This window comes from Paenibacillus sp. VCA1 (genome assembly GCF_031583795.1).
Taxonomy (GTDB): domain Bacteria; phylum Bacillota; class Bacilli; order Paenibacillales; family Paenibacillaceae; genus Paenibacillus_AQ; species Paenibacillus_AQ albilobatus.
The window spans coordinates 45,555-65,154 of the sequence record NZ_JAVLSX010000019.1 but is presented as its reverse complement, the minus strand read 5'-3'; the positions used below and the strand labels follow the sequence as shown (position 1 = coordinate 65,154).

General features: G+C 49.4%; 30 protein-coding genes. 4 read left to right on the top strand and 26 right to left on the bottom strand.

Translation table 11 applies throughout. The features are described 5' to 3' along the window. Positions 1-467: 467 nt before the first annotated feature. Positions 468-698, bottom strand: coding sequence for a hypothetical protein (locus RJP21_RS28500; RefSeq protein WP_160045409.1), 231 nt, complete (start codon positions 696-698; stop codon positions 468-470). 151 nt (positions 699-849) lie between these two features. Then, positions 850-1,458: a stage II sporulation protein M gene (locus RJP21_RS28495; protein WP_310862226.1), complete on the bottom strand. Its 609-nt coding sequence runs from the start codon at positions 1,456-1,458 to the stop codon at positions 850-852. 91 nt (positions 1,459-1,549) lie between these two features. On the opposite strand from RJP21_RS28495, the gene pdaB reads away from it, so the two are divergent. Beyond that, positions 1,550-2,356, top strand: coding sequence for a polysaccharide deacetylase family sporulation protein PdaB (gene pdaB / locus RJP21_RS28490; RefSeq protein ID WP_310862225.1), 807 nt, complete (start codon positions 1,550-1,552; stop codon positions 2,354-2,356). Positions 2,357-2,394: 38 nt separating this feature from the next. On the opposite strand, the gene RJP21_RS28485 is transcribed toward pdaB, so the two are convergent. Beyond that, positions 2,395-2,985 carry a KinB-signaling pathway activation protein gene (locus RJP21_RS28485; protein WP_310862224.1) on the bottom strand — a complete coding sequence of 197 codons (591 nt, stop codon included), beginning with the start codon at positions 2,983-2,985 and terminating at the stop codon, positions 2,395-2,397. A 126-nt stretch (positions 2,986-3,111) separates the two neighbouring features. On the opposite strand from RJP21_RS28485, the gene gerD reads away from it, so the two are divergent. Next, entirely contained in the window at positions 3,112-3,828 is a 717-nt protein-coding gene (gene gerD / locus RJP21_RS28480) for a spore germination lipoprotein GerD (RefSeq protein WP_160045405.1), read from the top strand. Between the two features lie 60 nt (positions 3,829-3,888). Here gerD and RJP21_RS28475 read toward each other — a convergent pair whose 3' ends face one another. The 5 genes from RJP21_RS28475 to RJP21_RS28455 all read right to left on the bottom strand — a co-directional run bounded on the left by RJP21_RS28475 (position 3,889) and on the right by RJP21_RS28455 (position 8,483). Next, entirely contained in the window at positions 3,889-4,977 is a 1,089-nt protein-coding gene (locus tag RJP21_RS28475) for an Mrp/NBP35 family ATP-binding protein (protein ID WP_310862223.1), read from the bottom strand. A 77-nt stretch (positions 4,978-5,054) separates the two neighbouring features. Next, positions 5,055-5,819 carry an N-acetylmuramoyl-L-alanine amidase CwlD gene (gene cwlD, locus RJP21_RS28470; protein ID WP_160045403.1) on the bottom strand — a complete coding sequence of 255 codons (765 nt, stop codon included), beginning with the start codon at positions 5,817-5,819 and terminating at the stop codon, positions 5,055-5,057. A gap of 69 nt (positions 5,820-5,888) precedes the next feature. Then, complete coding sequence (sat, locus tag RJP21_RS28465; RefSeq protein WP_310862222.1) at positions 5,889-7,058, bottom strand: sulfate adenylyltransferase; 1,170 nt, start codon at positions 7,056-7,058, stop codon at positions 5,889-5,891. Between the two features lie 26 nt (positions 7,059-7,084). Continuing rightward, the gene (locus tag RJP21_RS28460; RefSeq protein ID WP_310862221.1) at positions 7,085-7,777 is read right to left on the bottom strand and encodes a phosphoadenylyl-sulfate reductase; all 693 of its coding nucleotides are present in this window, start codon (positions 7,775-7,777) and stop codon (positions 7,085-7,087) included. Positions 7,778-7,979: 202 nt separating this feature from the next. Next, on the bottom strand, positions 7,980-8,483 hold the full coding sequence (locus RJP21_RS28455; protein WP_397386301.1) for a spore coat protein: 504 nt from the start codon (positions 8,481-8,483) through the stop codon (positions 7,980-7,982). A 150-nt stretch (positions 8,484-8,633) separates the two neighbouring features. Here RJP21_RS28455 and RJP21_RS28450 point away from each other — a divergent pair, with 150 nt between their 5' ends. Both RJP21_RS28450 and RJP21_RS28445 read left to right on the top strand, forming a co-directional pair. Next, on the top strand, positions 8,634-8,954 hold the full coding sequence (locus RJP21_RS28450; RefSeq protein WP_310862220.1) for a hypothetical protein: 321 nt from the start codon (positions 8,634-8,636) through the stop codon (positions 8,952-8,954). Positions 8,955-9,024: 70 nt separating this feature from the next. Continuing rightward, positions 9,025-9,252: a hypothetical protein gene (locus RJP21_RS28445; protein ID WP_160045399.1), complete on the top strand. Its 228-nt coding sequence runs from the start codon at positions 9,025-9,027 to the stop codon at positions 9,250-9,252. A gap of 115 nt (positions 9,253-9,367) precedes the next feature. Here the strand turns inward: RJP21_RS28445 and rpsI are convergent, their stop codons facing one another. From rpsI to rplF, 18 genes are all read right to left on the bottom strand, one after another. Continuing rightward, a complete protein-coding gene (gene rpsI, locus RJP21_RS28440; protein WP_036712641.1) occupies positions 9,368-9,760 on the bottom strand; it encodes a 30S ribosomal protein S9 in 393 nt (130 codons plus the stop codon). Between the two features lie 20 nt (positions 9,761-9,780). After that, on the bottom strand, positions 9,781-10,218 hold the full coding sequence (rplM, locus tag RJP21_RS28435; protein ID WP_310862219.1) for a 50S ribosomal protein L13: 438 nt from the start codon (positions 10,216-10,218) through the stop codon (positions 9,781-9,783). A 174-nt stretch (positions 10,219-10,392) separates the two neighbouring features. Then, positions 10,393-11,178, bottom strand: a complete 786-nt coding sequence (gene truA / locus RJP21_RS28430; RefSeq protein ID WP_310862218.1) for a tRNA pseudouridine(38-40) synthase TruA — start codon at positions 11,176-11,178, stop codon at positions 10,393-10,395. A gap of 243 nt (positions 11,179-11,421) precedes the next feature. Further along, entirely contained in the window at positions 11,422-11,787 is a 366-nt protein-coding gene (gene rplQ / locus RJP21_RS28425) for a 50S ribosomal protein L17 (RefSeq protein ID WP_036712632.1), read from the bottom strand. Between the two features lie 33 nt (positions 11,788-11,820). Continuing rightward, positions 11,821-12,765, bottom strand: a complete 945-nt coding sequence (locus tag RJP21_RS28420) for a DNA-directed RNA polymerase subunit alpha (RefSeq protein WP_127606487.1) — start codon at positions 12,763-12,765, stop codon at positions 11,821-11,823. A 136-nt stretch (positions 12,766-12,901) separates the two neighbouring features. Beyond that, positions 12,902-13,297, bottom strand: coding sequence for a 30S ribosomal protein S11 (rpsK, locus tag RJP21_RS28415; RefSeq protein ID WP_127606489.1), 396 nt, complete (start codon positions 13,295-13,297; stop codon positions 12,902-12,904). Between the two features lie 19 nt (positions 13,298-13,316). Then, complete coding sequence (gene rpsM / locus RJP21_RS28410) at positions 13,317-13,685, bottom strand: 30S ribosomal protein S13 (protein WP_160045392.1); 369 nt, start codon at positions 13,683-13,685, stop codon at positions 13,317-13,319. A gap of 21 nt (positions 13,686-13,706) precedes the next feature. After that, positions 13,707-13,820: a 50S ribosomal protein L36 gene (gene rpmJ / locus RJP21_RS28405; RefSeq protein ID WP_003322638.1), complete on the bottom strand. Its 114-nt coding sequence runs from the start codon at positions 13,818-13,820 to the stop codon at positions 13,707-13,709. A gap of 229 nt (positions 13,821-14,049) precedes the next feature. Next, the gene (gene infA, locus RJP21_RS28400) at positions 14,050-14,265 is read right to left on the bottom strand and encodes a translation initiation factor IF-1 (protein ID WP_006212898.1); all 216 of its coding nucleotides are present in this window, start codon (positions 14,263-14,265) and stop codon (positions 14,050-14,052) included. Positions 14,266-14,267: 2 nt separating this feature from the next. Continuing rightward, the gene (locus RJP21_RS28395) at positions 14,268-14,582 is read right to left on the bottom strand and encodes a KOW motif-containing protein (RefSeq protein WP_373309307.1); all 315 of its coding nucleotides are present in this window, start codon (positions 14,580-14,582) and stop codon (positions 14,268-14,270) included. Between the two features lie 11 nt (positions 14,583-14,593). Next, entirely contained in the window at positions 14,594-15,340 is a 747-nt protein-coding gene (gene map / locus RJP21_RS28390) for a type I methionyl aminopeptidase (RefSeq protein ID WP_160045390.1), read from the bottom strand. Between the two features lie 5 nt (positions 15,341-15,345). After that, positions 15,346-15,990, bottom strand: coding sequence for an adenylate kinase (locus RJP21_RS28385; protein WP_160045389.1), 645 nt, complete (start codon positions 15,988-15,990; stop codon positions 15,346-15,348). Positions 15,991-16,079: 89 nt separating this feature from the next. Beyond that, positions 16,080-17,378, bottom strand: a complete 1,299-nt coding sequence (secY, locus tag RJP21_RS28380; RefSeq protein WP_310862217.1) for a preprotein translocase subunit SecY — start codon at positions 17,376-17,378, stop codon at positions 16,080-16,082. Further along, on the bottom strand, positions 17,378-17,818 hold the full coding sequence (gene rplO, locus RJP21_RS28375) for a 50S ribosomal protein L15 (RefSeq protein WP_036712615.1): 441 nt from the start codon (positions 17,816-17,818) through the stop codon (positions 17,378-17,380). Before rplO ends, secY begins: the two co-directional genes overlap by 1 nt. A gap of 47 nt (positions 17,819-17,865) precedes the next feature. After that, positions 17,866-18,051, bottom strand: a complete 186-nt coding sequence (gene rpmD / locus RJP21_RS28370; RefSeq protein ID WP_160045387.1) for a 50S ribosomal protein L30 — start codon at positions 18,049-18,051, stop codon at positions 17,866-17,868. Between the two features lie 12 nt (positions 18,052-18,063). Next, the gene (rpsE, locus tag RJP21_RS28365) at positions 18,064-18,561 is read right to left on the bottom strand and encodes a 30S ribosomal protein S5 (RefSeq protein WP_036712609.1); all 498 of its coding nucleotides are present in this window, start codon (positions 18,559-18,561) and stop codon (positions 18,064-18,066) included. 26 nt (positions 18,562-18,587) lie between these two features. Further along, complete coding sequence (rplR, locus tag RJP21_RS28360) at positions 18,588-18,956, bottom strand: 50S ribosomal protein L18 (RefSeq protein ID WP_160045386.1); 369 nt, start codon at positions 18,954-18,956, stop codon at positions 18,588-18,590. A gap of 83 nt (positions 18,957-19,039) precedes the next feature. Beyond that, positions 19,040-19,582: a 50S ribosomal protein L6 gene (gene rplF / locus RJP21_RS28355; RefSeq protein WP_310862216.1), complete on the bottom strand. Its 543-nt coding sequence runs from the start codon at positions 19,580-19,582 to the stop codon at positions 19,040-19,042. Positions 19,583-19,600 lie beyond the last annotated feature (18 nt).

The window sequence follows — 19,600 nt, the reverse complement described above, 5'->3', positions numbered from 1 at the left end:
AGCGTTCGTCCTGAGCCAGGATCAAACTCTCCAAGAAAGTTTGTGACTCATTTTGAATCTGACGAGAAATAATTCTCAAGTTTGCTCGATTATCGATTCAGACAGTTGTCATGAACCCGACAATCTCGCATTTCGGTTTCGTTGCCGAAACCTCATCGCTTCGCAAATCATTCAGTCAAAAGACTTGAACCGATTTGCTTCGCTGTCGACCTTGCAAGCAAGGTCTAATCTCACTCGTTGTTCAGTTTTCAAAGATCAAATTCTTTCGTTTTGTTCATCGCTGCATCTCAGCGGCGACTTTTATAATATATCATACTTACTAGGTGTTTTGCAAGACTTTTTTTAAAACTTTTTTTCGAAGTTTAAATTCGTCAACGTCTCGCAGCTTTCCGTTTTATTTGACTAAAACCGAAGCGAAAATTAATTTATCACAGGTTCCCGCTTCACGTCAAGCATTTTAATCAATTTTATTGTTTGAACTGGGACAGCTTGCTGTTACGCGCATATTTGGACAACTCTTTCGGGGGAGCGAATCTCGCATACATGCGGAATACCGTTCGATATCGGCTGGCTATGGCGTTTCTGACTTCCAGATCCAATCTTTGATCGCTTAAATCAAAAAGCATTTCATCCAGTTCTTTGCGAAGCACGTAATCCAGTTCCTTGCATTCCTTATCGCTGAAAAGCATACCCAGCATGGTTGCTTGGCCTCCTTGTCGACTAAAGCATTTTCTATATCTTTGGATTTTTGAACTTTTGCCCGATATTGCCGCTTTAATGTTATGCACAGATTTTGGGAAATTTATGAATGCGTTTTGGCCAAAATCGGGGAACAGGCATTTCGCCTATTCACCCTTTCATCAGCGTATAAGTAACCGTGCTTTCAATAATGGCGGCCACAAACAGCAAAATGACGATCCAAACCGATGCCGTCCATGCCCGTCGGAATCCTTCGCTCCATTTTCGTTTCAGTTCTCCCCTCCCGCTTCCGCCAAAGCTTGAAATCAAAAGCAGTCCCATTTGAACCCCGAAAGCGCAGGCGATAATAATGGCCGGTATTTCAATGATCCCGTGGGGAAGCAGACCTTTGACGACCAGATCGAACAAGCTCCTCCCCTGCTCCAGCGAAGCATGAACGAGAAATCCGACGACCATGCCGTTGACAAGCAAAAACAAAATCGGCAGAATGCCTGCGAAAAGGCCCAAAAAGATCATCAATACCGCCTTGATGCTGTTGTTGAAAAAAATAAACACGAAAAAGTTCCACTTCGGATTGGACGTTTGGCTCAAGTTTGCGCTGATGTCGCGGATGCCTCCCATCTGCCGGTCAATAAACTCAGCCATGACGCCCGTGCTGTACCATCCCGCAACGATGCCCAAAACGAACAACGCCGTGACGAACAGCAGAGTTTTGCGGATCGAACCCAAATCTTTCAGAAACACCGAAGGGCGCAGCATACTTAACCTCCTCCTGGTATAACTCGCTGGTACGAGCATACTATGTAAAGTAAACAAGCATTTCCATTGTGGGAAAGGAGCGACAAGCGCAATGAATTCTTTCTTTTATGTGCTGAACGGCCGCAAAATCAAACGCACTTTTTTCGTCCTCGCCGCGGCACTGTTTGCGATCGGCATCATTTATGTAGAGTCAGACAACGTAACGGTATTCTCCGAAGGGGCTCCAGCCGCCATTTACAGCGTTCCTACGGAAAAAAAGGTGATCGCCCTGACCTTTGATATCAGCTGGGGCGAAAAGCGCGCCGAGCCCATTCTGAACGTTCTGAAAGACAAAGGCGTGAACAAGGCAACGTTCTTCCTCTCTTCCCCTTGGAGCAAAAGCCATCCGGATATCGTCAATAAAATCAAAACGGCCGGCTTCGAAATCGGAAGCCACGGTCATAAGCACGTCAATTACAGCAGCTTGAGCGACGAAGAAATCAAGACCCAGCTTATGACGGCTAACTCTATATTAACCGATTTGACGGGAAAGGAACCCACCCTGCTGCGCCTGCCGAACGGCGATTTCGATAAACGCGTGCTCAAGATTGCCGACAGCATGAACTACAAGGTCATTCAGTGGGATACGGACTCGCAGGACTGGAAAAACATCGGGGTCGACAATATCGTGAACCGCGTCGTCAGCAAAGCCCATCCCGGGGATATCGTCCTTCTCCATGCGAGCGATTCCGTCAAACAAACCCACGAAGCGCTGCCGATCATTATCGACCGGTTGCGGCAACAAGGCTATGAATTTGTCACCGTTTCCGATCTGTTGTCCCAGGCCGACGCCAAAGGCAAAGAAGTGCAGGATCAGGCGACGCTCCAGCAAGCCCTTGACGATGCGGCCGGCATGTAAGGCGAGCTATAGGCTTAAAGAAAAAAGAGCTAAGTTTCTTAGCTCTTTTTTGGTTTCAGCACTTTATGCAATATTAAAATCTGGTATGCATTGCATGCGAGGAGTGGAACCACAATAAAGATTGTGGCATTGTTCTCATTGATTTTCAGGCCGCCCACCATCTCGACGATCGTCACCCCAATCATGAAAAAGAGGGTTGGCACCCATGCTGTGGCGTTGGTGGCTCTGGCTTTAAAATAAGCGACGGCAACCGCCACGACCAATATCGCCAAACCAAGCAGCAAATCCGCCATCTGGCTGTTTTCCCGGCCGACGAAGGAACGGAAGAATACCACTTCGAGCAGCGCCAATATTGCTAAAACGAGCTGTATGTATTGCCAAGCTTTTTTCGGGAATACACCGATCGCCGTATAATTCAAAATCATGTAAGCAAAAAAGCCAAGCTGTGAGTAAACGCTCGTAAGCGCTCCAAAACCGAACAAGATAAGCACGTAAAACAATACATCGCTTACATCCTTGAAGGAAATGGATTCCCTGCTGAACGGCAGCAGAAAACCGGTGATGATGGAGACTACGGCTCCCACAAGCAATGTTTTCAAAAATAACTTGGACCAGTTTTTCAAGTTCAAATCGTCTGCACCCCCAAGACTTTATTTTACCAACGTTCACATTAAAAAACCATGCCCGCAATCGACATATTTCGAAATTCACCTCGGCATACTACATGCAGGATTACCAATAAAGGAGTGACGCTCATGAAATGGCCTGTTTTAGGCATATGGGGAATCATATTCGGACTTGCTACCGTACTTTCAGGCTGTGGATCCGAACAGAGCTACGCGCCGCCTCAGGCTGATTATAAAGAGATGAAAACGATGGTTGTCGACATCCTGAAAAGCGATGAAGGCAAAAAAGCCGTCGAAGACGCTCTGAAAGGCGGAGGTGGAGGCTCCTCCGGCGGCGGCCCCGGCATGCAAATGTTGACTACGCAGGCAACCGATCAAATCCGAACGGCCGTCAAGGACACCATCACTTCCCCGGAATATAAAAAGGAATTCGAGAAGATCATGACCGATCCGCAGTTTGCCGGCGATTTCGCCAAGGCGATCAGCTCGCAAAACAAGCAGCTGCATATGCAGCTGATTAAGGATCCGACGTATCAAAAAGCGATATCCGATATCATGAAGTCTCCCGAAGTCATGAAAAGTTTCCTCGACCTGACCAAAACGCCCGAGTACCGGAAGCAATCGATGACGGTCATGCAGGAAGCGATGCAAAATCCGATGTTCAAAATGGAAGTGATGTCGCTTCTGAAAAACGTCGTCACCCAAGAGCTGCAGCCGAAAGTCGAAAAAGGCGGTCAAGGCCAGGAAGGCGGAGAAGGCGGCAAAGGGAAAGAAGGCGGAGGTAAAGGGAGTAAAGACAAAGATTCAGGCGATTCCGACGAAGGCGGATCAGGCAATGCTTCCTAATCGGAAAATAACAAGGCAAAAGCCCCGAATGACGGGGCTTTTTTGCTTGGATCAAAACGGTTATTTCTCGCATTTGGCGATAATGCCGGCTGCCAGCTCGTTATAAATCCGTCCGCTGGCGGATTCGGACTTGTATACCGAAGGCGAAAAATCAGGCTCTGAAATATGGTTGTCCGGCGCTCCAAGCGGAAGCTGGGCCAAAAGTTCGGTGTGCAGCGTTTCGGCAAGCTGTCCGCCGCCGCCGCGGCCAAACACGAAATCCTTTTCCCCGCAATGGGAGCATTCGTAATAAGCCATGTTTTCCACGACGCCCAAAATTTCATGATTCGTTTGAATCGCCATCGCCCCTGCGCGGGCTGCGACAAAAGCGGCCGTCGCATGCGGGGTCGTGACGATGATTTCTTTGCTGTGCGGAAGCATTTGATGAACGTCAAGCGCAATATCGCCGGTTCCGGGGGGCAAATCGAGAAGCAGGTAATCGAGCTTGCCCCAATTGACGTCGGCAAAAAATTGATGGAGCATTTTGCCGAGCATCGGTCCCCGCCAGACAACCGGACTGTTTTCGCGGATGAAAAAGCCCATCGACATGACTTTAACGCCAAAACGTTCGACGGGAACGATCAATTCGTCCTCAACGACAGGACCTTCTTCGATGCCCATCATGTCCGGAACGCTGAAGCCGTAAATATCGGCATCGATCAGTCCGACTCGTTTGCCTTGACGGGCAAGGGCCGCGGCCAGGTTGACGGTGACCGTCGATTTGCCGACGCCCCCTTTGCCGCTCGCCACCGCAATAAAATGCACGTCCGGATCGTTCAGCAGCTCGTTTCTCTCCAAACCGGCGGCATGTCCTTTCACCAGCTTGTCTTTATCCGTCTTCCGTTCGTGGTCCCCCAAAATTTTGCTGCGTTCATGCTCATTGGCCGGACGGATGCGAATGTGCACATCTTCAGCGCCGGCAGCTTGCAGACGCTCGCGGATTTTGTTTTCCAGCGCTTGTCCATAGTCATCCAATGTAATGACGGAAAGCGAAACTCTGGTTTCTTTCACGACGATATCTCTTATCATTTGCAGCTCCATAAGACTTCGACCTGTAACCGGTTCGCCTATGGGCTGTAGCACCTCTTGAACTTGCTCTCGAGACAACATGATGGCAGCACCTCTGCTTTGTATATTGGCATCCGCGCGCGGCGAATACGCCCCAGAAGTCATTATACCATCAACGCCTACATTTCTGCCGACAAATTCACCTTTTCCCCCGATAAATAGCGCAGCATCCCTTTGTATACCGAAGCGGCCATCTTGCGCTGATATCCTTCGTCCCTTAACATCTGCGCCTCCTCCGGATGCGACAGGAAGCCGACTTCGACCAGCGCCGCAGGCATCGTGACCGTTTTGAGGAGGTAAACATGGTTTACGGTTTTGGCGACCCGATCGGTGTTTTCCAGGTTGCGTTTGATCTCTTCCTGTATCAATACGGCCAGCGTCTTATTGTCGGGATGGTTCGGGTAATAAAACGTTTGGGCGCCGCTCCAGCGGCCCGGGAAGCTGTTCAAATGAATGCTGAGGAAAAGGTCCGCCTTGGAATTTTCAATCATCTTGGCCCGCTGCTTCAAATCTTCCGTTTTGCGCCTGGAATACCCTTTCGTGTCCGCCCCGGCCAAGTCGTAGTCCCCCTCCCGGGTCATATACACGACGGCCCCCGCCTGCTGCAAATAATCGCGGAGATACAAGGCAATCGACAGATTGACGTCCTTTTCGATCACGCCCTGCTTGCTTACCGCTCCACCGTCGGGACCGCCATGCCCGGCATCCAGCACGATGACCTTTCCCGACAGCGGAAGGCCCCAGTGCCCCGCCGTTTTTACCGCAGGAATGTTCATGGTCGCTACCGCGATAAACAAGACGGCAAGGCATAGGCCGATGAAGAGCTTTTTGATGGAGCTCAGCCGGATCCACAGCACCTGTTTGCCAGGCCCCTGCTTGGACATAAAAAATCCACCTCCGTTCCCATATCGACTCTACTCATCTATATGGGCGAAGGTGGACAAATAGTACCGTTAAGGCGTAACTTGCGCTTGCATACCGGCGATCAGCACTTCGGCGACTTCCGGACGGGTGAATTCCGGCGGAGGACACTGCCCGTCGCGCAGCAGGCCGCGCACTTTGGTGCCGGAAAGCGTCAAATGATCTTCCTTCGGATGCGGGCATGTTTTGTTGGATGCCATGTTGCCGCATTTTTGGCAGAAAAAGCTGTGCTCGAAAAACAGCGGCGTAATGCCCAGCTCCTCGGGCGTAAAGTTCGAGAAGATTTCCTGCGCTTCATAGGTTCCGTAATAGTCTCCTACCCCTGCATGGTCGCGTCCGACGATAAAATGGGTGCATCCGTAATTTTTGCGGACCATCGCATGGAAAATGGCTTCCCTTGGGCCGGCGTAACGCATGGCGGCAGGAAAAACGCCCAAAAACGTCCGGTCCTTCGGATAATAATTCTCCAATAAGACGAGATAGCTTTTCATGCGTACATCGGCTGGAACGTCGTCCGACTTCGTCTCCCCGACCAGCGGGTTCAGGAACAGGCCATCGACGATTTCAAGCGCCGTTTTCTGAATGTATTCATGGGCCCGATGCACGGGATTGCGGGTTTGGAAGCCGACAACCGTTTTCCAGCCCTTTTCCCGGAAAAGCTCCCTTGTTTGCGCCGGGTCGAAATAAAACTCGCGGAATTTTGCGGGCTGCGGCCGGTTGAGCACCTTGACGCTTCCACCGACGTAAATCGGAGAACGCTCGAACAGCTTTTTCACGCCGGGATGCTCAAGGTCGCTCGTTTTGAATACCTTCCTGGCTTCTTCCTCCTGATCGGCCTCATAAATGCTTTGCACGGTCAAAATGGCGTATACGACGCCGTCCTCGGCCCCTGTCAGGGCTACTTGCTCCCCGAGGGTCAGACCTTTTGCCGTCGTTTCGTCGACGGACAACGTAACAGGTATGCTCCATACCGTGCCATCGGCTAACCGCATCGTATGGACGACCGAACGGTAATCCTCTTCGTTCAAAAACCCTTCAAGCGGAGAAAAGGCTCCGTTGCCGATTAAATCCAGATCGGAGATCGTCCAGTTGTTGACACGGATTTGTTTTAAAAACTGCGAAGCTTGCAAAAGCTCCTCCCGTTCGTTTCCTTCGGCAAACCGGTTCACAAGCTTGCCGCCGTGCGGAAGTATTGCGGTCATGTTGCCGTCTCCCCCTTTTCGTATGTTTATTGATGCAGCCCGCATTCCGTCTTTTCGGTGCCGGACCAGCGTCCCGCTCTCGGATCTTCGCCAGGTTGAACTTGGCGGGTGCAATATTCGCATCCGATGCTGGGATAATTCCGGTCATGGAGAGGATTGTAAAGCACTTGGTTTTCGCGGATATATGTCCAGACGTCGTCGGAAGTCCAGTCGGCAATCGGATTGAATTTGACCAGGCCGAATTTATGGTCGTATTCCACTTTCTTGGCATTGGCCCGGGTCGGAGCCTGATCCCTGCGGATGCCCGTGATCCAGCCGTCGTATTGGGAAAGGATCCGGGTCAGCGGTTCGACCTTGCGAATGTTGCAGCACTGGTTCGGATCGCTTTTCCACAATTCCGCCCCATGGCGGGCCTCCTGCTCTTCTGGCGTCAGCTTGGGAGACACTCGCACGAACTGGATGCCGTATTTGGATTCCAAACGATCCTTGGTCTCGTACGTTTCCTTAAAGTGAAAATCCGTATCCAGGTAAAAAATATCCGTAGACGGACTAACCTTTTGTAAAATATCAACCAATACCACGTCTTCCGCGCCAAAACTGCAGGCAAACGTGATGTTCGGGAATTTCTCAACGGCAACTCGAATAACCTCTTCGGCGGATGCATGCTCAAGCTCGGCGGCTTGAACCTCAATCCACTTTTCTTTTTCAAGCAAATTCATCGCGAATGTCTCCCCTTCCAAAATTTCGTATCATAATGATTGCAATAATAATCAGTGAATACCAAGCGGTTTAATATGATTTAAATCCAGTATATAGAAATATCTTTCGTTGTCAATCCTGTAATAGGAATTGAGTTCTCTCCAATGAGGGTAAAAAGGAAGAGACCTTTCATTGCGAAAGGTCTTCGTCACGGCATTTTTATTACATCTCCAGAGCTTTTTGGGCATTTTTCTTGTCGTTTTCAAGCAGCTTATGCAAATCATATGCCGGATAAAAACCGTGTTCCAACATAAAGTTGAATACTTTCGCGTGCAGCTTGATGGCATGGTTCAGCTGCTTCACGAACGTTTCCCTCAGCTGCGGCGTAGCCGTTTCGGTAATGGCGCCGGCGTAACTTCGGATCAATGTTTTAAGATAAGCGAGCAAGTGGCCTGCGTAAAAACCCGTCATGTCGTGATGCTCGGATTTACTCTTGTTGGTTCTGGTGGCCATCGGAGCCATGGAGTAAAAATGAAGCAGGTCTTTAATATTTCCTTCGGTCATGTGGATCGCTTCTTCGTAAAGTTCATGAAGATGCGGGTCCGTCACGTGATGAACATGCATTTTCATTGCGATTAAATAGTTGGAGCTGGCAGCGGTGAGCTCATGCAATTCCATCGTTTCATGCCACGCCAGATGTTTATGTTGCGCATTAGGATGCAAGATAGGATCCCTCCGTTCAAGTGATGATACATCCTATGATGAATCCGCCTAATGGGCACATTGTCTTACCCAAAAAAAGAATAAACATCCGCCCCTTGAAGGAACAATACGTAAGGGATCAAAACTACATCAACTCTGAAGGGGGCATTTCCTTTGAACCAATTCAACCAAGGCCAGCAAATTACTCAGATCGTTCAGCAGCTGATTCAGCAAACCCAACAAGCGTCGCAGGCATACCAGCAGCTGCTGAGACAGGAAGAAAGCAACGCGATGCAGCTTGAACAGCTTGCACAGCGCGAACGCCATGCCGCACAAGTGATCCAAACCGCGCTGCAAGGCCATCAGACGGCGATCCAGCAGCTACAGCAAATCTCCAGCATGGCGCATCAAATGGAGAGCAGCACCCACACGTACTCGGGATACGGCCAGCAGCAATACGGCATGGGGAACAACTACCAAAGCTTTCAGCGTTAAGGGTCGGATCCGGGAATAGATCGGTCGCTTCGGTCTATTTCCTTTTTTAAAACTTAATGGGGTGAAAAAAATGATTGTTTCCTCGAACCAGCTTGGTCAGTCGTTATACTGCAGCCAATGCGGCAAGGAAAGCGAACAAATCAACGTATGGTGGAAAGACGGCCGAAATGACGACGGATTGGGGTACAGCGAGGTTTTTGCCGAATGCCCCGGCTGCCATGCCCAGCTGATGAAAAAAAATGCGTACGGGGCAATCGACTCCGTGGAAGATGCATTACATATTCTGCAAAATGAGTGACTTCAAAGGTCCTTGCGTTGAACTGCCGATCGGCAGTTCTTTTTCTAGATTGAGCAAAACAAAAGCCCCTGACCGTAAAGGCCAGAGGCTTTGAATCCTTGATACACAAGGAATATTAACGTTTCGAGAATTGTGGCGCGCGACGAGCCGCTTTGAGACCGTATTTTTTACGTTCTTTCATACGTGGGTCACGAGTCAGGAAGCCTGCTTTTTTCAAAGCTGGACGGAATTCAGGGTCAGCTTTCAGCAACGCACGGGAAATGCCGTGACGGATTGCGCCCGCTTGACCGGAAATGCCGCCGCCGTTAGCGATAACAAGCACGTCGTATTGACCAAGCGTTTCAGTCAATGCCAGCGGTTGTTTAACGATCAGCTTGAGGGTTTCCAAACCGAAATATTCATTGATGTCGCGTTTATTGATGACAATGCGTCCTTCACCCGGTACAAGGCGAACACGTGCTACCGAATGTTTACGACGACCTGTCCCATAGTATTGTACTTGTGCCATGAAACTTGTCCTCCTTTTAATTATCCGCGAAGTTCGTAAACTTCTGGTTTTTGTGCTGCATGTGGATGCTCGGTGCCTGCATATACTTTCAGTCTAAGCTTCATTTTTTCGCCCATACGGGTTTTAGGAAGCATGCCGTGAACAGCGGATTCCAGTACACGTTCAGGTTTGCTGTTCAGCAGGTCTTGAGCGTTGGTCACTTTCAGACCGCCTGGATGCAGGGAGTGACGGTAGTATTTTTTGTTTTGCAGTTTTTTGCCTGTCAGATGGATCTTCTCAGCGTTGATGATCACAACGAAATCGCCGCCGTCAACGTGAGGTGTGAATTGTGGCTTGTGTTTGCCGCGGATCAAAGCAGCTGCTTCGCTCGCCAAACGTCCAAGCGTTTTGCCTTCGGCATCAATGATGTGCCATTTGCGCTCAACTTCATTTGGCTTCGCCATATAGGTGGTACGCATGAATAGTTCCTCCTTGGTTTCATCCGAAAATCATTTATCTTCGTTCATCTTTGTTATTAAAGAAAGTCATTTTGTAATGTTAGGTTGTCGTTTCCTTACTGGGGGCTGTGGGATAGCCATAAGAAAACACAACTTTTATTTTACAGTATAGGCAGATAAATCGCAAGCCGATTTTCAATGTTTTTGATCAAAATTCTCATACTCTACATTCCACAGCATAAGTCCCTTCGATTCAGCCGTCGGCCCTGCCTTCATCCGGTCTTGGGCCTGAAGAATCTTGGCGATGTCTTCAGGTTTCTTACGGCCTTTTCCCACCTCCAGCAATGTGCCCACAATAATGCGGACCATATGCTGCAGAAAACCGTTCCCCGTAATATAGACATGGATCAAGCCCTGATCCCGGGTCCCCGGACGGCACATGGATTGATCCCTTTCGATATGGGCATCATATACCGTGCGAATATGAGAAGGCTTGGTAGAGTGGCGCGAAGCAAATGAAGTAAAGTCATGGGTCCCAATCAAATGCTGCAGTCCTTCGGACATCGCCTCGACATTCAGCCTGCCGGGATGATGGAGTTCCGTATTCCTGCGGAACAGATCCGGGAACTGATTGGCATTGATGGTGTAACGGTACGTCTTACGCTTCGCGTTCCTTCTGGAGTGGAAATCGAGCGGAACCTCCCTGGCCTCGGTGACCATAATGTCGTGAGGGAGTCTGGAGTTCAGCGCCAGGCACCATCGTTCCACCGGAATTTGGGATTCCGTATGAAAATGAAACACCTGACCGACCGCATGAACGCCGGCGTCCGTGCGACCCGATGCGTGTATCTTCACCTGCTCGCCCGTCAGCATTTTAATGGCCTTCTCCAAATGATCCTGAATGGCGTTTCCATCCGGCTGCGTTTGAAAACCGTTGTAATTCGTACCGTCATAGCTGACTTTCATGCATATGTTGCGCATTCCCCATCCTCCTGAACTTGCGTCTGCTACGAACTTGAGTGGCTCGCCGCTTGATGCGCAAACATAAAACGGCTCCGCCGTAATTCACGGCGAAGCCGTTCCAAGGTATTGTTCATGGAACACGAATCGGGGCCTGTTATGCGGATAAGAACAATCTTATTCCGTATTCAGGCCCCGGACGTGAAAAAAAGGGTTCGATCAGAATCATGCGATTCCTTCCCCCCTTTCCCCATCCTCACCTGTTTACGCGCGGTCAACCAGTTCCAGATAAACCATAGGCGCGGAATCACCGCGGCGAGGTCCGAGCTTCAGGATACGAGTGTATCCGCCTGGACGCTCAGCGTAACGGGTAGCCAGCTCGCTGAACAGTTTTTGGATAGCGTCTTGCTCTCCGTCAACCGTTTCACGACGAACGAATGCTGCCACTTGTCGGCGAGCATGAAGGTCACCCTTCTTCGCTTTCGTGATCAGTTTCTCAGCGATGGAACGGACTTCCTTCGCTTTCGCTTCCGTTGTTTGAATGCGCTCATATAAGAACAGGTCGGTTACCAGGTCACGGAACAAAGCTTTACGTGCGCTGGAATCGCGGCCCAACTTTTGGTATGCCATGTTTTCCCCTCCTTCGCTAACGAATCTAAGATGCTATTCTTCTGTACGAAGTCCCAGTCCAAGTTCCTCGAGCTTTTCCTGTACTTCTTCCAAAGACTTGCGGCCCAGGTTGCGGACTTTCATCATGTCTTCTTCCGTTTTGGTAGTCAGCTCTTGTACCGTGTTGATGCCGGCACGTTTGAGGCAGTTGTAGGAACGAACAGAGAGATCCAGCTCTTCGATCGTCATTTCAAGCACTTTTTCTTTTTTGTCTTCTTCTTTTTCGACCATGATTTCCGCATCTTTCGCTTCATCGGTCAAGCCGACGAACAGCATCAAATGCTCGGTCAAAATTTTGGCGCCGAGGCTTACAGCCTCTTCCGGACGAATGCTGCCATCAGTCCAGATTTCAAGCGTCAATTTGTCGTAGTTGGTCACTTGACCAACCCGCGTATTCTCCACGCCATAGTTGACGCGGCTAATCGGGGTATAGATAGAATCGACCGGGATGACGCCAATCGGTTGATCATCACGTTTATTCTTATCTGCTTGGACATAGCCACGACCGCGGTTAGCAAAAATACGCATGTGAAGTCTCGAACCTGGCCCCATGGTAGCAATATGCAGGTCTGGGTTGAGAATTTCAACGTCGCTGTCCGCCCGGATGTCTCCTGCCGTCACGACTCCTTCGCCCTCTGCATCAATCTCGAGGACTTTCTCCTCATCGGAATGAATTTTCAGGGAAAGAGCCTTCAGGTTCAGAATAATTTCCGTCACGTCTTCCATTACGCCCGGAACCGTTGAGAACTCGTGCAGCACGCCGTCGATTTGGACGGATGTTACGGCTGCGCCTGGCAGCGAGGAGAGAAGGATCCGGCGAAGGGAGTTCCCCAACGTCGTACCATATCCACGCTCAAGCGGTTCTACTACAAACTTGCCATAGGCCCCGTCTTCACTGACGTCTACGGTCTCAATTTTCGGCTTTTCGATTTCAATCACGCAAGTACCCCTCCTTCAAGCGTCGCTCCTATTTGAAACTGTTACCTTACCCTTGTGTTATCATGTAGTATGCCTAAACAACCATTATTAGCAGATTGTGCCGGAAATATACCACATTTTCTCAGGTTTGCTTCAATTAGACACGACGACGCTTAGGCGGGCGGCAACCGTTGTGCGGAACTGGAGTTACGTCTTTGATCAGGTTGACTTCCAGACCAGCAGCTTGCAAAGAGCGGATCGCTGCTTCACGGCCAGCACCTGGACCTTTAACCATAACCTCTACCGATTTCATTCCATGTTCCATAGCAGCTTTAGCCGCGGATTCAGCAGCCATTTGAGCTGCGAACGGAGTCGACTTACGGGAACCTTTGAATCCAAGGCCGCCGGAGCTTGCCCAGGAAATCGCGTTTCCATGAGGATCCGTAATCGTTACGATAGTGTTATTGAACGTGGAACGGATATGAGCCACTCCGGATTCAATATTTTTGCGGTCACGACGTTTAGTACGTACGACTTTTTTCGGTTTAGCCATTGTCTTTTATCCCCCCTTCTTATTTCTTCTTGTTCGCTACAGTACGACGAGGGCCTTTCCGTGTACGAGCATTCGTTTTAGTACGTTGTCCACGAACCGGCAGACCGCGGCGATGACGCACTCCACGATAGCAGCCGATCTCAACGAGACGTTTAATATTCAAGGAAATTTCACGACGCAGGTCACCTTCAACCTTAACCGTTTTGTCGATCGTTTCACGCAGTTTGCTGACTTCATCTTCCGTCAAATCACGAACACGAGTGTCCGGATTGATGCCTGTTTCGCTCAGAATTTTCTGGGAAGTCGTTTTACCGATTCCGAAAATATAAGTCAAGGCGATCTCAACGCGTTTGTCACGTGGCAAATCCACACCAGCTATACGAGCCATTTTACGCTACACCCCCTTCTCTTAACCTTGTTTTTGTTTGTGCTTCGGATTTTCACAGATAACCATTACAGTCCCTTTGCGGCGAATGACTTTGCATTTTTCGCAAATAGGCTTTACAGAAGGTCTTACCTTCATGTTAATTACCTCCCTCAAGTTTTGCAAAAAACAAAACTCGCTTCGTAAGGATTGACTAAAGCTTTGCTTTACGCAAAACTCTCTTCAGAGAATTTACTCCCATCGTGAAGGAAGCAAATTCATATTTAGATCAACAGGACTTTACAAGTGTAAACCTGCGGTCAAACATTTTCAAGCGCCCTATAGGATCATAACATCCAGGGCAACCTAATGAAAGAAACGGTAAAATTTACTTGCGGTACGTTATACGGCCTTTGGTTAAATCATAAGGCGATAACTGTACGACCACTTTGTCGCCTGTCAGAATACGGATAAAGTGCATCCGCAGCTTACCGGAAACATGGGCAAGAATTTGATGACCGTTCTCAAGCTCAACTTTGAACGTTGCGTTCGGCAGCGGCTCGATGACCGTGCCTTCCACTTCAATAACATCTTCTTTGGCCACAGTCAGTCTCCTTTCTCTTCAGCATGGGTTTCGGTGGACTTCATAAACTTCATCACCGCGTAACGCAGTTTTCCGTTTGTGACCCGACCGCTTTCATTTAAACTGTTTGCGACCTCGCTGCTAATGAAGGACTGGGGCTCGAGATGAAGAAGGTTTTTCTTCTTTCTCTGATCAAACTTTCGTTTGTTCCCGTCCGCAATATACACGAACCTGCTGTCTTCGATGGATACGACCACGGCCACCTGACCGGCGTCTTTGCCTTTCAGGATCTTCACAATCTGGCCGATTTGCAGGGTGCTTTGATGACTCAAGAACAATCACCTACATATCAGAGTTTTGTGAGAATTTCATGACCATCGGCAGTAACGGCAACCGTATGCTCAAAATGGGCACACAAGGAACCGTCGACCGTAACGACCGTCCAATTATCTTCCAGCGTTTTGACATAACGGGATCCGGCATTGACCATCGGTTCAATCGCCAGCACCATGCCGGGTTTGAGCCGCGGGCCCCGGTCCGGAACGCCAAAGTTCGGAATTTGCGGTTCTTCATGCAGTTCTGCCCCAACTCCGTGTCCGACATACTCCCGAACAACCGAGAAGCCGGCGTCTTCGATGACGCGTTGGATGGCATGTGAGATCGTGAACAGGCGCACATCTGGTTTGACAAGCTCCAAGCCTGCGTACAAAGATTGTTCGGTAACGTCCAGCAGACGCTGGGCTTCCTCCGAGATCTTGCCTACAGGATAGGTCCAAGCGGAGTCTCCATGGTAACCACGGTACTGCGCACCGATGTCTAGCGTAACAATGTCGCCTTCGTTTAATTTGCGTTTGCCGGGAAATCCGTGCACCAACTGATCATTGACTGAAGCGCAAATGCTGGCAGGAAAACCATTGTAGCCCTTAAAAGACGGCAGTGCATTCTGACTGCGAATGTAGTGGTCAGCAATAGCGTCCAGTTCCCCGGTCGTGATGCCCGGTTCGATGTGCTTTGCCATAAGACGGTGCGTTTCCGCCACGATTCGCCCTGCTTCCCGCATAAAGCCGAGTTCCGTTTCGGACTTACAAATGATCATTACGACTAACCTCGCAGCACCGATACGATTTCTTTCGATACCGCATCGATTTCTTGATCACCATCGATCTGACGCAAAAGACCTTTGTTCTCATAAAATGCAAGGAGTGGTGCTGTTTTGTTGATATATTCGTCCAGACGGGTACCGACGCTCTCTTCGTTGTCATCCGAGCGCTGATACAACTCGCCTCCGCATTTATCACAAACACCTTCCTGTTTAGGAGGGTTGAAGATCACATGGTACGTGGCGCCGCAGCTTTTGCAAATCCGCCGGCCCGTCAAGCGGGCGAGCAGTTTGTCGCGGTCCACTTTCAGATTGATGACATGATCCAGCTTGGTATTCAGTCTGCCAAGGATATCATCCAGCGCTTCCGCTTGCGAAAGAGTTCTTGGAAAGCCGTCCAATAAAAAACCTTTTTCGCAATCGGACTGCTGCAGACGTTCCTCCACGATGCCGATCGTGACATCATCCGGTACCAAAAGCCCTTGGTCCATGTATTCTTTGGCTTTAACCCCAATAGGTGTTCCCTGTTTAATCGCCAGACGAAACGCATCGCCGGTGGAAATGTGGGGAATGCCGAATTCATTGACAATGACTTCTGCCTGCGTTCCTTTCCCTGCCCCAGGAGGGCCCATGAATAGTATGTTCACGTTTCTCTCTCCCTCCGACTTGCTCCTTACAAGAAACAAGGCAATAAGTTGCCGGGAAGCGCCAAAACGACTTCACCGGAACCTATTACTTATTTATTGATGAAACCTTTGTAGTGGCGTTTGATCAACTGACTTTCGATGGTCTTCATCGTATCGAGCGCAACCCCGATGACGATCAGAAATGAAGTCCCCCCGATTTTAACTGCGCTAGGCAATTGCGCCAGTGTACCGAGGCCGATCGGCAAGAGAGAAATAGCAGCCAGGAAAAGTGCACCGGTCATGGTAAGCCGGGACATTACGCGGGTCAGATATTTCTCGGTCGCTTTACCTGGGCGAATGCCCGGGATATAGCCGCCGTTTTTCTTCATGTTGTCTGCCATCTGGTTCGGGTTCATCTGCACGAAGGTGTAGAAGAACGTGAAACCGATGATCATCAGGACATACAGAACCATACCAAGAGGGTAATCATATCTCAAGTTTGTTTGGATCCATTGGGCCCAAGCATAAGTGTTAAAGAATCCCGCGATAATGGTAGGGAACTGAAGCAAGGATACGGCGAAGATGACTGGAATAACGCCGGCCGCATTGATTTTCAATGGGATATGCGTATTCTGACCACCGTACATCTTGTTACCGACCACACGTTTGGCATATTGCACAGGAATTTTACGAATCGCCTGCTGGATGTAGATGACACCCACGATAATCGCCACGATGACAATCAGGAGGATCACCGTTTTCAGCGTATTCATAAAGGCCTGGCCTTCTTGAATGAAATTGGATTGAGCCGTAGAACGGATATATGTCGGAATGTTGGCGACAATCCCGGAGAAGATCAAAATGGAAATACCGTTGCCGATTCCTTTTTCCGTAATTTGCTCACCCAGCCACATCAAGAACGCGGTACCTGCCGTTAACACGATCGCAATCAGCAAGTAATCCACGAAAGTGGCGTTGGGAATCATCTGCGTACCGTACAAACGGTTAAAACCGATGGACATCGCAAATGCTTGGATGAGACCCAACACGATCGTACCATACCGGGTCAATTGAGCCGATTTCTTTTTCCCGTGCTCGCCTTGTTTTGCCCACTCGGCCAGCTTCGGAATAACGTCCATCGAGAGCAATTGCACGATAATGGACGAGGTAATATACGGCACGATCCCGAGGGCAAAGATAGAGAACTGATGCAGTGCTCCCCCTGAGAACGTGTTTAAGAGACCAAACAATTCTGAACCTTGCTGATTCGTCTGTTCCAGGACATCTTTATTGACGCCAGGAACAGGAACGAATGAACCAATACGATAAATGATCAGCACTAACAAGGTAAACAAAATTCTTTTTCGTAGGTCCTCAACCCGCCATATATTCTTCAGGGTCTTAAACATTAGATCACCTCGGTTTTACCGCCGGCAGCCTCGATCTTCTCTACCGCAGATTGAGAGAACTTATTTGCTTTTACAGTCAACTTCACGGTCACTTCACCGTTGCCAAGAATTTTGATGCCGCTTTTCGTGTTTTTCACTACGCCGCTCTCCACCAAAATTTCAGGAGTAACTTCTGTGCCCTCTGCAAAGCTGTTCAGTTCCTCGATGTTAACAATCGCATACTCTTTCCGGGTAGGATTTACAAAACCACGTTTTGGCAAACGACGATACAGCGGGTTTTGGCCACCCTCGAATCCAGGACGTACACCGCCGCCGGAACGAGCGTTTTGACCTTTGTGACCGCGACCGGATGTTTTGCCCGTACCGCTACTTGTACCGCGACCTACGCGCTTGCGGTCTTTACGGGAACCCGCAGCAGAAGTAAGTTCATGTAACTTCATCGTTCGTTGCACCTCCTTAATATTTGTAGGTTAATCTGCCTGTGAGATTAACCTTCAATTTCTTTTACAGATACCAGATGGCTTACTTTGTTGATCATACCGCGAATCGCGGGATTGTCGTTGTGCACCACGCTGGAGTTGATTTTACGCAAGCCGAGAGTTTTCACGGTTGTACGCTGAGTTTCAGGACGACCGATCACACTGCGGACGAGGGTAATTTGAAGTTTAGCCATGACATTCCCTCCTTAACCGAGCAGCTCTTCGACAGATTTGCCACGAAGTTTGGCAACCTCTTCAACGCGTTTCAGACGGGACAAGCCTTCCAAAGTCGCGTTGACCATGTTCATGGAGTTCGAAGAACCCAAAGATTTTGTCAAGATGTCACCTACACCTGCCAGCTCAAGTACTGCACGAACAGGACCGCCGGCGATTACTCCGGTACCTTCGGAAGCTGGTTTCAACAGAACGCGTCCAGCGCCAAAGTGGCCGGTAACCAGGTGAGGAATGGTTGTTCCTACGATCGGAACGTGGATCAAGTTTTTCTTCGCATCTTCGATGCCTTTGCGGATCGCGTCAGGTACTTCACCGGCTTTACCGATACCTGCACCGACCCAGCCTTTGCCGTCGCCGACAACAACCAGTGCGCTGAAGCTGAAACGGCGTCCGCCTTTTACAACTTTAGCTACGCGGTTAATATTTACAACTCTTTCAGTCAGTTCTAAAGTGTTCGGATCTACACGCAAGTCGTTTACCTCCTTTTTAGAAATTCTTAGAATTCCAAGCCTGCTTCGCGTGCCGCTTCAGCCAGGGCTTGAATCCGTCCATGATACAGATATCCTCCACGGTCGAATACAACCGCTGTGTGTCCTTTTTCTTTCGCACGTTTTGCAACCAGTTCGCCGACTTGACGAGCTGCTTCCACGCTGCCGCCGTTTTTCACGGAACCGCTCAGTTCTTTGTCAACCGTAGACGCGGATACAAGCGTTACGCCTGCAACGTCATCGATCAATTGAGCATAGATATGTTTAGAAGAACGGAATACGTTCAAACGTGGACGAGCTGCAGTACCTTGGATTTTCTTGCGTACACGCAGATGACGTTTGACACGTGCTTTGTTCTTATCCTGTTTTGTAATCATGACTTCCTTTTCACTCCTTTCAGTTTGCCATTACAGCTTCACTTTAAGACGCACAAGGCAAAAGACCGGTAAGCTTAGAAAGCTTATTTCTTCTTACCAGCTTTACCTTCCTTACGGATAATGCGTTCGCCTTCGTACTTAATCCCTTTGCCTTTATACGGTTCAGGTTCGCGAACGGAACGGATTTTAGCGGCGTATGCACCTACGCGCTCTTTGTCGATCCCGCGAACGATGATTTTCGTATTTGCAGGCACTTCGAATTCAATACCCGGTTCTGGAGTGATTTCAACCGGATGAGAGTAACCAACGTTCAGGACCAGTTTCTCTCCAGCCTTGTTTGCACGATATCCGACCCCAACAAGTTCCAGAGATTTCGAGAATCCTTCGGTTACGCCGCTTACCATGTTGTTGACAACGCTGCGGGTCGTGCCGTGAAGGGAACGATGCAGTTTGTTGTCGGATGGGCGTTCAACGACGATTTCGTTGTTCTCAACCGTTACTTTCATATCTTTGTGAAGTTCACGAGTCAAAGAGCCTTTAGGTCCTTTAACAGTGATTACGCTGTTGCTCAGTGTGACATCCACACCGCTAGGTACTGCGATTGGTTTGCGACCAATACGGGACATGTGTTGCACCTCCTTGTT

Bases quoted from the DNA above. Each gene is read 5' to 3' on its own strand.
- RJP21_RS28500 (WP_160045409.1), bottom strand. From the start codon at position 698: ATGCTGGGTATGCTTTTCAGCGATAAGGAATGCAAGGAACTGGATTAC.
- RJP21_RS28495 (WP_310862226.1), bottom strand. From the start codon at position 1,458: ATGCTGCGCCCTTCGGTGTTTCTGAAAGATTTGGGTTCGATCCGCAAA.
- pdaB (WP_310862225.1), top strand. From the start codon at position 1,550: ATGAATTCTTTCTTTTATGTGCTGAACGGCCGCAAAATCAAACGCACT.
- gerD (WP_160045405.1), top strand. From the start codon at position 3,112: ATGAAATGGCCTGTTTTAGGCATATGGGGAATCATATTCGGACTTGCT.
- RJP21_RS28475 (WP_310862223.1), bottom strand. From the start codon at position 4,977: ATGTTGTCTCGAGAGCAAGTTCAAGAGGTGCTACAGCCCATAGGCGAA.
- cwlD (WP_160045403.1), bottom strand. From the start codon at position 5,819: ATGTCCAAGCAGGGGCCTGGCAAACAGGTGCTGTGGATCCGGCTGAGC.
- sat (WP_310862222.1), bottom strand. From the start codon at position 7,058: ATGACCGCAATACTTCCGCACGGCGGCAAGCTTGTGAACCGGTTTGCC.
- RJP21_RS28460 (WP_310862221.1), bottom strand. From the start codon at position 7,777: ATGAATTTGCTTGAAAAAGAAAAGTGGATTGAGGTTCAAGCCGCCGAG.
- RJP21_RS28445 (WP_160045399.1), top strand. From the start codon at position 9,025: ATGATTGTTTCCTCGAACCAGCTTGGTCAGTCGTTATACTGCAGCCAA.
- rpsI (WP_036712641.1), bottom strand. From the start codon at position 9,760: ATGGCACAAGTACAATACTATGGGACAGGTCGTCGTAAACATTCGGTA.
- rplM (WP_310862219.1), bottom strand. From the start codon at position 10,218: ATGCGTACCACCTATATGGCGAAGCCAAATGAAGTTGAGCGCAAATGG.
- truA (WP_310862218.1), bottom strand. From the start codon at position 11,178: ATGCGCAACATATGCATGAAAGTCAGCTATGACGGTACGAATTACAAC.
- rplQ (WP_036712632.1), bottom strand. From the start codon at position 11,787: ATGGCATACCAAAAGTTGGGCCGCGATTCCAGCGCACGTAAAGCTTTG.
- rpsK (WP_127606489.1), bottom strand. From the start codon at position 13,297: ATGGCTAAACCGAAAAAAGTCGTACGTACTAAACGTCGTGACCGCAAA.
- rpsM (WP_160045392.1), bottom strand. From the start codon at position 13,685: ATGGCTCGTATAGCTGGTGTGGATTTGCCACGTGACAAACGCGTTGAG.
- rpmJ (WP_003322638.1), bottom strand. From the start codon at position 13,820: ATGAAGGTAAGACCTTCTGTAAAGCCTATTTGCGAAAAATGCAAAGTC.
- map (WP_160045390.1), bottom strand. From the start codon at position 15,340: ATGATCATTTGTAAGTCCGAAACGGAACTCGGCTTTATGCGGGAAGCA.
- secY (WP_310862217.1), bottom strand. From the start codon at position 17,378: ATGTTTAAGACCCTGAAGAATATATGGCGGGTTGAGGACCTACGAAAA.
- rplO (WP_036712615.1), bottom strand. From the start codon at position 17,818: ATGAAGTTACATGAACTTACTTCTGCTGCGGGTTCCCGTAAAGACCGC.
- rpmD (WP_160045387.1), bottom strand. From the start codon at position 18,051: ATGGCTAAACTTCAAATTACCCTCGTCCGCAGTGTGATCGGTCGTCCT.
- rplR (WP_160045386.1), bottom strand. From the start codon at position 18,956: ATGATTACAAAACAGGATAAGAACAAAGCACGTGTCAAACGTCATCTG.
- rplF (WP_310862216.1), bottom strand. From the start codon at position 19,582: ATGTCCCGTATTGGTCGCAAACCAATCGCAGTACCTAGCGGTGTGGAT.